This is a genomic window from Streptomyces botrytidirepellens, from assembly GCF_003721215.1.
GTDB lineage: Bacteria > Actinomycetota > Actinomycetes > Streptomycetales > Streptomycetaceae > Streptomyces > Streptomyces himastatinicus.
In genome coordinates, this window is sequence record NZ_RIBZ01000389.1 from 1 (window position 1) to 711 (window position 711).

Below are 711 nucleotides of genomic sequence, written 5' to 3' on the forward strand. Positions count from 1 at the left end.
CGGCCGTGCCTGCTTGTCGGGACGGGTCAGCGAACGGCGTCTTCGACGTGTGACGCCGACGATCCCACGTTCGCGCATCACCCGCTCCACCCGCTTGCGGTTGACCGCACGGCCCAGGCGCCGCAGCTCGGCGTGCACGCGCGGAACACCGTAGGCACCCTTCGAGGCCAGGTGGATCACGGTGATCTCGTGAGCAAGCGCGTCATCCGCCCGAGTCCGGGCCTGCCTGGCCTGATCCGCCTCCAGCCAGGCGTAGAACGAGGAGCGGACCACGCCCAGGACACGGCACAGCAGAGCCACCGGGTGGACGGCCTTCTCCGCAGCGATGAACCGGTAGACCTCGCTCACCGGTCGCTGTCCTTGGCGAAGAAGGCCGCCGCTTTTTTCAAGATCTCGATCGTCTTCTGCTGCTCGGTGTTCTGCCTGCGCAGCCGCTTCAGCTCCTCGCGCTCCGCGCTCGTCAGTTCGCCCGACGTGCCCCCGCCTTGGTCGACCCGGTCACGCTTCACCCAGCCACGCAGACTCTCCGGGCTCACGCCCAGATCCCGCGCGACCTCCGTGATCGTCTTGTCGGAGGAGCGGGCCAACGCGATCGCGTCCCGCTTGAACTCCTCCGAATACCGCTTCGAGTACTGACTACCCACCTGGCACTACTTCCTCTGGAACCTCACGTCCCAGTCTCCAGGTGTCCAGTCACAAGGGGAAGCTTCA

2 protein-coding genes are annotated in these 711 nt (G+C 66.5%); both read right to left on the reverse strand.

What is annotated here, in order from left to right; translation table 11 throughout:
• A partial coding sequence (locus EEJ42_RS31115) for an IS3 family transposase (protein WP_148082062.1) occupies positions 1–348 on the reverse strand: 348 nt, incomplete at its 3' end.
• On the reverse strand, positions 345–644 hold the full coding sequence (locus EEJ42_RS31120; protein ID WP_123105207.1) for a transposase: 300 nt from the start codon (positions 642–644) through the stop codon (positions 345–347). The genes EEJ42_RS31115 and EEJ42_RS31120, both read right to left, overlap by 4 nt.
• Between the last annotated feature and the right edge of the window lie 67 nt (positions 645–711).